Annotated in this window: 5 protein-coding genes; all 5 read right to left on the bottom strand. The window is 74.2% G+C overall.

Going from position 1 to position 8126, the window contains the following annotated elements; genetic code table 11:
• A partial coding sequence (locus tag ACFV0Q_RS34510) for an RNA polymerase sigma factor (RefSeq protein WP_385010909.1) occupies positions 1 to 1569 on the bottom strand: 1569 nt, incomplete at its 3' end.
• A 450-nt stretch (positions 1570 to 2019) separates the two neighbouring features.
• Positions 2020 to 2961: a FadR/GntR family transcriptional regulator gene (locus ACFV0Q_RS34515; protein ID WP_385010911.1), complete on the bottom strand. Its 942-nt coding sequence runs from the start codon at positions 2959 to 2961 to the stop codon at positions 2020 to 2022.
• Positions 2962 to 3108: 147 nt separating this feature from the next.
• A complete protein-coding gene (locus tag ACFV0Q_RS34520; protein WP_385010913.1) occupies positions 3109 to 5109 on the bottom strand; it encodes an ATP-binding cassette domain-containing protein in 2001 nt (666 codons plus the stop codon).
• A gap of 164 nt (positions 5110 to 5273) precedes the next feature.
• On the bottom strand, positions 5274 to 6020 hold the full coding sequence (locus ACFV0Q_RS34525) for an NUDIX domain-containing protein (protein ID WP_385010915.1): 747 nt from the start codon (positions 6018 to 6020) through the stop codon (positions 5274 to 5276).
• A gap of 111 nt (positions 6021 to 6131) precedes the next feature.
• Positions 6132 to 8117, bottom strand: a complete 1986-nt coding sequence (locus tag ACFV0Q_RS34530) for a glycogen debranching N-terminal domain-containing protein (RefSeq protein WP_385010917.1) — start codon at positions 8115 to 8117, stop codon at positions 6132 to 6134.
• Between the last annotated feature and the right edge of the window lie 9 nt (positions 8118 to 8126).

An 8126-nucleotide genomic window follows, 5' to 3' on the forward strand; every position in this document is an offset into this window, starting at 1 on the left:
GTCCAGGTAGTCGCGCAGGACCTGGGACCGGGACGGGTGGCGCAGCTTCGACATCGTCTTGGACTCGATCTGGCGGATGCGCTCGCGGGTGACCCCGTAGACCTTGCCGATCTCGTCGAGCGTCTTCGGCTGGCCGTCGGTGAGGCCGAAGCGCATCGAGACCACGCCGGCCTCGCGCTCGCTGAGGGTGTCGAGCACGGAGTGCAGCTGCTCCTGCAGGAGCGTGAAGCTCACGGCGTCGGCCGGGACGACCGCCTCGGAGTCCTCGATGAGGTCACCGAACTCGCTGTCGCCGTCCTCGCCGAGCGGGGTGTGCAGGGAGATCGGCTCGCGGCCGTACTTCTGGACCTCGATGACCTTCTCGGGGGTCATGTCGAGTTCCTTGGCCAGCTCCTCCGGGGTGGGCTCGCGGCCCAGGTCCTGGAGCATCTGGCGCTGCACGCGGGCGAGCTTGTTGATCACTTCGACCATGTGCACCGGGATGCGGATGGTGCGCGCCTGGTCGGCCATGGCGCGCGTGATCGCCTGCCGGATCCACCACGTCGCGTACGTGGAGAACTTGTATCCCTTGGTGTAGTCGAACTTCTCGACCGCGCGGATCAGACCGAGGTTGCCCTCCTGGATCAGGTCCAGGAAGAGCATGCCTCGGCCGGTGTAGCGCTTGGCGAGGGAGACCACGAGGCGAAGGTTGGCCTCGAGGAGGTGGTTCTTGGCGCGGCGGCCGTCCTCGGCGATGATCTCCAGCTCGCGCTTGAGCTTGGGCGCCAGCTTGTCGGAGTTCGCCAGCTTGTCCTCGGCGAACAGGCCGGCCTCGATGCGCTTGGCGAGCTCGACCTCCTGCTCGGCGTTGAGGAGCGGGACCTTGCCGATCTGCTTGAGGTAGTCCTTGACGGGGTCGGCGGTGGCTCCGGCCACGACGACCTGCTGGGCGGGGGCGTCGTCCTCGTCGTCCGAGATGACGAAGCCCTTGTTCTCCCCGCCTTCCTCTTCCTCGTCGGCCTCGGCCTTCGGGGCGTCGGGGCCCTCGTCCGTGCTCTCCTCGTCGCCTTCGTCCGCGTCCTTCTTGGCGGCGGTCTTCTTGGCGGCCGTCTTCTTCGCGGCGGCCTTCTTCGCCGGCGCGGCCTTCTTGGCGGCGGTCTTCTTGGCCGCCGTCTTCTTCGCGGCGGCCTCGGCTACGGGCTCCTCGCCCGGGGCGCCGGCGGTGTCGGGTTCCGTCGTCCCGGTCTCCGCGACGGTGTCGGCCACGGCCGGGGCGGCGGCCGTCTTCGCCGCGACGGTCTTGGTCGCCGTCCGCTTGGCGGGGCTCTTCGCCGCGACGCTCTTGCGGGGGGTGCGCTTGGGCGACTCCGCGGCACTGACCATCAGCGTCACACCCTCTTCCTCGAGGATCTGGTTGAGGCTGCGCAGAACATTCTTCCACTGGGTCGCAGGAATCTGGTCAGCCTCGAAGGCCCGACGCACGTCATCGCCGGCGATCTGCCCCTCGGCCTTGCCCCGCTCGATGAGCGCCATCACAGACTCGGAATCGGCGATCTCCGGCGGGAGCGTACGGGATGTGCTGGCCGACACGAACAACCTCTCGGAACGATGGGAACGGCTTCCGACCCCGGCCTGGTGCTGGACCGGAGCCGACGACCACCGACTGGGGATGGGCCGGGGGCGCGGGCAGGGGCCGGGGAGCTGCACAGCACCCCCAAGGGCTGCTGTCTTCCCTCCGTCGGCCATCACCTCTTACGTCATCGCGTGACGTCGCGGAGCGTTACGCCCAATCTTCGTGGCCCGAATCACATCCGGTTCCCGCCCGGGCCGGTCCTACGGTCGTACCCGCACGTCCGGAGGCCGCGAAAAGCCCCCGCACACCGGAGTCGCCGGACCCGAAACGCCGGCCGCGCCCCCGGGGGGGGCCCCCCCCCCCCCCCCCGCGGGCCGGCGCTTGAGGGGCGGGGGGGGCGGAGTCGCCGCACCCCAACCGGGCCCGGCGCCCGGTGGTGCACCCCCGCGCCCCCGCGCGTCGGCGCGTCAGTGCTCGCGCGGGGCGGGGACCACGCGCTCGACCTCCGGATGCACCGTCAGCAACTGGCGCATGGCGTTCTCGGCACCCGTGGCGTCACCGGCAGCGAGCGCCTCGACCATGCGCGCGTGGTGCGCGACGCAGGTCTCGCTGGGGCGGTCGCAGGCGGTGATGGGGCTGCCGGACACCTGGAGGGCCGCGGAGACGATGCCCGACAGGTGCTCCAGCATGCGGTTGCCCGCGACCTGGATCAGCAGTGCGTGGAACTCGTTGTCGGCGCGCGCGAACGTGATCGAATCGCCCTGTCCGAGGGCGTGGCCCATGATCTCGACCATGTCGGCGAGACGCTGCTGGACGTCCGGGCGGCCGTGGCCGGCGGCGAGGCGGGCGGCCAGCGGTTCGATGGTCCAGCGGAGCTCGCCCAGCTCGCGGCGCTGATCGTCGCGCTGGGGTCCGAAGGCGCGCCACTCGATGATGTCGGGGTCGAGCAGGTTCCAGTCGGCGACCGGACGGACCCGGGTGCCCACGTTGGGCCGGGCGCTGACGAGGCCCTTGGCCTCCAGGACCCGCAGGGATTCACGGACGACCGTCCGGGAGACCTCGAAGCGCTGGCCGATCTCCTCGGGTACCAGGGGCCGGTCCGCGCCGAGGTCGCCGGAGACGATCATCTGGCCGAGCTGCTGGACGAGTTGGCCGTGCAGTCCGCGTCCGCGGCTGCCCGCCGCCCGGCGGCCGACGCGGCTCAACTCGACGTCGCCCCCGTCCCAGTGGGGCGGTCCGACCCGGTCGGACCCGGAGGCCTCCGGGTAGGGGTAGCGGTCGAGTTCGCCCGGGCCGGCGAGGCCGGTGTCGGCATGGCGGGCGGCGGTCATCATGGTGTGCGCAAGGGTACTCACGAATCCTTTGTCGGCCGGGCTTCCATCACCCTTGAGGTCTTTGGTGAAAAGCACACGAAAGGGTGATCGGTGCCACCTACGCAATTGACGACTTATCGTAAAGAACCGGGCCTTTTGCGGGGAGTTGCGGTCCGCTTCGAGTGATGCCGCTCGATGTGGACTTCTCCGGTCCCGCCGGAGTCGCCTCTGGCATCGGAACGATCACCAACGGACTCGGCCGCGCAGTCCTGTGAACGCATAGGCGCACAACAGGACCATCAGCGACAACACCAGTGCGGTGCCGACGGGTTGGATCATCACCCGAAGGGCCCCCAGTACGATCCGGTCCGCCTCCGGGGGCCACGGCGACCAGCTCAGGCCGCGCAGCCGGGAGGCGATCCCCGTCACGGGGTACGCCGACGGTCCCTCCAGCGTCTTGCGCACCAGCGGTACGACCATCACCGGTACGGCGAGGACCGCCGCGACGCCCGCCGAGGCGGCCCGGAAGACGCCGGAGGCGAGGACCCCGGCCCAGGCGCACCCGATGAGCAGCCCGGCCCAACTCGCGGCGGGGGACATCCACTCCACCGGCGCGCGCAGCGGTCCGGCGCCGAAGACGAGCCGGAGGGCGGCGAGGTCGGCGGCGACCGCGAGGGCGCCGAGAACCAGGGCGAGGGCGGCGCAGACGCCGAGTTTGGCGGCGAGCAGCCCCATCCGGCGCGGCACCGTGCCCCGGTCGGCGGCCAGGGCGGGGTAGCGGTACTCCTCGCCGAAGGCCAGGGAGCCGAGCAGCCCGGCGCCGAGCGCGGCGGGCGGCAGCGGGAACAACTCCGGCCAGGCGGCGAGCAGCCGGTGCTGGGGGGTGTGGCCGGCTCGGGCGAGCACCAGGGAGATGAGCGCCGAGACGATGACGACGACGGCGGCGGTCAGGAGCGGGGTGGCGGTGCCGAACACGCGGCGCGTCTCGTAGCGCAGCGGCCACAACGGGCCGCCCACGCGGCGCACCCCTGAGGCGAGGCGCCCCGGGCCCGCGTGGCGGGACCGCTCGTCGCCGGGCTCGGACAGGGAGTCAGAGGACGCCTCGGAGGGCTCTGGAAGGCCGGCCGGGGCGGGAGCGGCACCCGTGCCCGGGCTGCCGGTGTACGCAGCCCCGGTGGCGAGCGCGGTACGGAGGTCCGGGCGCGGCTCCCCGTGGGCCGGGGACTCTGCGCCTGCCGGGAGGCCGCCCGCAGGGCCGGCCGAGCCGGCCGCGGGACGGGCCTGGGCCTGGGCCGAAGCCTCGACCCGGGCCTCCGCCCTGGCCGTGGCGCCGCCCCGGGTGCGGGCCTGCGGTACGGGTGGCACGGGCGCTCCGGCGTCGCCCGTCTCGTCGGCGAGCTGGTGGACGAGCACACCGTGCCGGAACGCCGCCTCGCCGATCTCGGCGCAGTTGCTGCCGTACACCGAGAGCCTGCTGCCGCTCTCCTCCACGATCTCCACCACCCGCTGGGCGGACCGCGCCTCGCGGCCCAGTACGTCGGCGAGCCGGGCGGCGTGCGGGGTGCGCACGGCGACCCGCGGCCGCAGGCGGGTGCGGGCGAAGTCCGCGGCGTCCTGATCGGCCACGAGGCGGCCAGCGGCGATGGAGACGACCCGGTCGGCGTGGCGGGCGGCCTCCTTGGCGTCGTCGGTGGTGAAGAGCACGGCCCCGCCGAGGGACGCGTGCCCGCGCAGCAGTGCGTAGAGCCAGGCCCGCTCACGGGCGGGAAGCCCGGCGGCGGGCTCGTCCAGGAGCAGCGTGCACGGGTCGGCGAGCAGGGCCGCGGCCAGTGCGACGCGGCGCTCCATGCCGGCCGAGAGCGATCCGAGCCGCTGGTCACGCAGTCCGCTGATGCCGACGACCTCCATCAGCAGGTCCGCCCGGGAGGCCGGGACGCCGACGGCGGCACTGAGCATGCGCAGCTGGTTGCGGACCGTCCTCGACGGGTGTCCGGGGACGTCGCCGAGGAGGACTCCGACCTCGCGGCCGGGATGCGGGATCCGGTGCAGCGGGCGGCCGCGGAAGTAGGTGACGCCTCGGCCCGGTTCGAGTTCGAGCATGAGCCGCAACGCGGTGGTCTTGCCCGCACCCGGCTCGCCGAGCAGGGCGGTCACACACCCCGGGCGGGCCTCGAAGGTGAGGTCGTTCACGAGGGGCGGGAGTTCTCGACGGGGTGTGCTGGTGAGTCCGATGGCCTGGAGCATCGCTTCTCTCGCGGGGGGTGAGACCGCTCTGCGGCAGGGTGAATACCGCAAGCAAGATAACGCGATATGTCCGATTTTCTACGCAACCGGTCCGTGCCGGTGTCGCTATGGCCGCCGGAGTGGGTACCGGCCCCCGCAGCGGCGGCGGCAGGGCTGGGGGAAGGTCAGACTTCCGGACGCAGCATCGGCGGGTTGAGCAGGGTCGCCCCGCCGGCCCTGAACAGCTGGGCCGGCCTGCCGCCCTGACGGGTCGTCGTCCCTCCGGCCGGCACCAGGAAGCCGGGGGTCCCGGTGACCTTGCGGTGGAAGTTGCGCGGGTCCAGCGCCACGCCCCACACCGCCTCGTAGACCCGGCGCAGCTCTCCGACCGTGAATTCCGGCGGGCAGAAGGCGGTGGCCAGGGAGGAGTACTCGATCTTCGATCGGGCCCGCTCCACCCCGTCGGCGAGGATCCGGGCGTGATCGAAGGCCAGCCCGGCGGACGGCTGGTCGAGCCCCTCCAGGAGTTCGTCGACGGGAGCCCAGCGGGCGCTGTTGGCGTCACCGCCGGCCCTCGGCGCGGGCAGGTCGGGGGCGAGGACCAGGTGCGCCACGCTGACGACCCGCATCCGGGGGTCGCGCTTCGGGTCCCCGTACGTGGCCAGCTGCTCGAGGTGCGCCCCGTTGTCCACGCCGGGCACGGCCGGGTCGTGCGCGCACAGCCCGGTCTCCTCGGCGAGCTCCCTGGCTGCGGCCGCGCCCAGGTCCTCGTCCCCGCGGACGAAGCCGCCGGGCAGCGCCCAGCGCCCCTGGAACGGCTGCTCTCCCCGCCGCACGACCAGCGCGCAGAGCGCGTGGCGGCGCACGGTGAGCACGACCAGGTCGACGGTGACGGCGAAGGGCGGGAAGGCCGACGGGTCGTAGGGCGACATGCCGCGATCATAGTCGTCTGCCTGACGATAAACAGAGCTTTGGTGATCCCGGAGACGGCGATCTGGAAACCGGACCGGATCCTCGCGGCCGGCGCGGCCCGCCCCGCACGCCTAGGTTCGCAATTGGAGCCCATGGGCGGCCTCCTCCACCATGCCGACGCCGAGGCGGCTGATCCGGACGGTGAACTCTTCCCCCGACACCCGCAGCCCGGAGAGCCGCAGGGCGCCGAGGGGTGCGCCCGCTCTCGGGGTCACGGCGACCGTCCCGGCCGGGGCGTCCGGACGGATTCCGGCGAGGGCGGTGAGGGCGTGGATCCCGGCGGCCGCGGCGACGGCCGCGGGCCTGCACGCCGCCGGATGCGGGAGCGGTGCGCTGCCCGCGGTGCGCTGCTCGGCCGCGTACATCTCCGGCAGCCGGTATCCGAAGGTCTCCGCCGCGTCGAGCAGCCCCCGCAGCAGGCCGGCGGCTTCCTTCTCGAAGCCGGCCTGGGCGAGGCCGGACACCGCGAGGGCGCTCTCGTGGGCCCGGACCGCGCCCGACCGGTGGCCGAAGGGGTTGTGGCCCGGTTCGCGGGCCGCCATGCTGCGCAACCCCCATCCGGAATCCATGGCCGGGGCACCGAGAAGCCGGGCGAGGTGCTCGGTGCGGACCGGGTCCAGCAGGCCGGGCGCGAGCTGCCCGCCGCCCAGCAGGCCCGTGTCCAGCAGGTGGGCGGCGGCCCCCGTCAGCCGGGGCAACGGACGCCCGTCGGGATGCAGGGCCGCGGCGGGGCGGCCCCCGTCCGGACCGTCTATCCAGAAGCGGGCCCGGAACCTCTCCCGCAGCGCGGCGGCCCACTCCCGCCACTCTGCCGCTCCGGGCCGCCCGCAGTCGGCGAGCAGGTCGGCACCGAGCAGCGCGGCCCGGTGTGCGTGGGCCTGGGTCTCGCAGCGCCGCGGCCCGGGATCGGGGTCGGCCAGGAAGCCGTCCTCCCCCAGCGCCCCCCGCAGCCAGTCCAGGCAGCGCTCCGCGACGGGCAGCAGCCGGGCCACCTCCTCCTCGGGCAGCCCCCACCTGCGGGCCTCGGCGAGCACCGCGGGAAAGCCGAGGGTGGCCTCGGTCCCGGTGCACCCCGGTGGCAGCTGCGGCCCGGCGGCGCGCAGCGGTCCCGGGATCTTCCCCGCCCCGGGGCCGCGTCCCCCGGCCTGACCGCGGGCCAGGGTCCGCAGCGTGGCGGCGGCCAGCCCGGTGCCGAGCGGCAGCGCCATCCGCGCGGCCCACAGCGACTCGGCCGGGGCGAGCCCGAGCCGCCACGGCACTCCTGCCGCCGCGAAGGCGTCGCCGGGTGCATCGGGGTCCCGCAGGAGCAGTGCGCGCAGATCGTCGAGGCTCGTCCGGAACCAGGCCTCGGCCCTCGGGTCGTCCCCCTCGGCACGGGCGGCGGACAGGGGGTTCGCGACCTGCCCGGCGGGGGCCCGCGCGGAGCGGTCCCGCGTGGTCCGCAGTTCGATGGTGCGGGACTCCCCCGGGCCCAGTTCGAGCTGCCAGCGCAGCAGCCCCGCCGAGGCGAGGGCGTCGTCGGGCGCCGGTTCGGCGGTGGTGACGGCCAGCGCCTCCCCCGCGCTCCAGCGCAGCCCGGCGGCATGGACCCCGGCGGCGAGTTCGGGCCCGGCCCGGCCAGCGGCCACGGCGGCGAGTTCGGCCAGGTCGGTGCCGAGGGAGACCTCCACGGGGAGGCGCAGCGGACGGGCCGCGAAGTTGCGCAGGGTGATCCGTTCGGTGCCGTCGGCGTGACGGACCCGTTCGACGCCGATGTCGGGGTCGGGGCCGGCCTCGACGCCGGTGCGGACGGTGGCGGTGAAGGAGGCCCGGTCGGCACCGAGGCTGCGCCCCTGGACGGCGACCGGATCCCGGCCGCCGACGCGCAGCACGCAGCGGGACAGCAGTCGCCGCCCGGACCGGTAGATCCCGTCGATCCCCCGCCCGGTCAGCTGGCCGTGCTCGGGCGAGATGACCAGGCAGGGCGCGGCGACGCAGATGACCGCGCCGTGCACGGGCGGCAACTCGGCCCTCCGCCCCGCCCCCGCACCGTACGGCTGCCCGGACACCACCCCCACGGGCTGCCC

Origin of the sequence: Streptomyces sp. NPDC059564, assembly GCF_042735575.1 — a bacterium.
Lineage (GTDB): Bacteria > Actinomycetota > Actinomycetes > Streptomycetales > Streptomycetaceae > Streptomyces.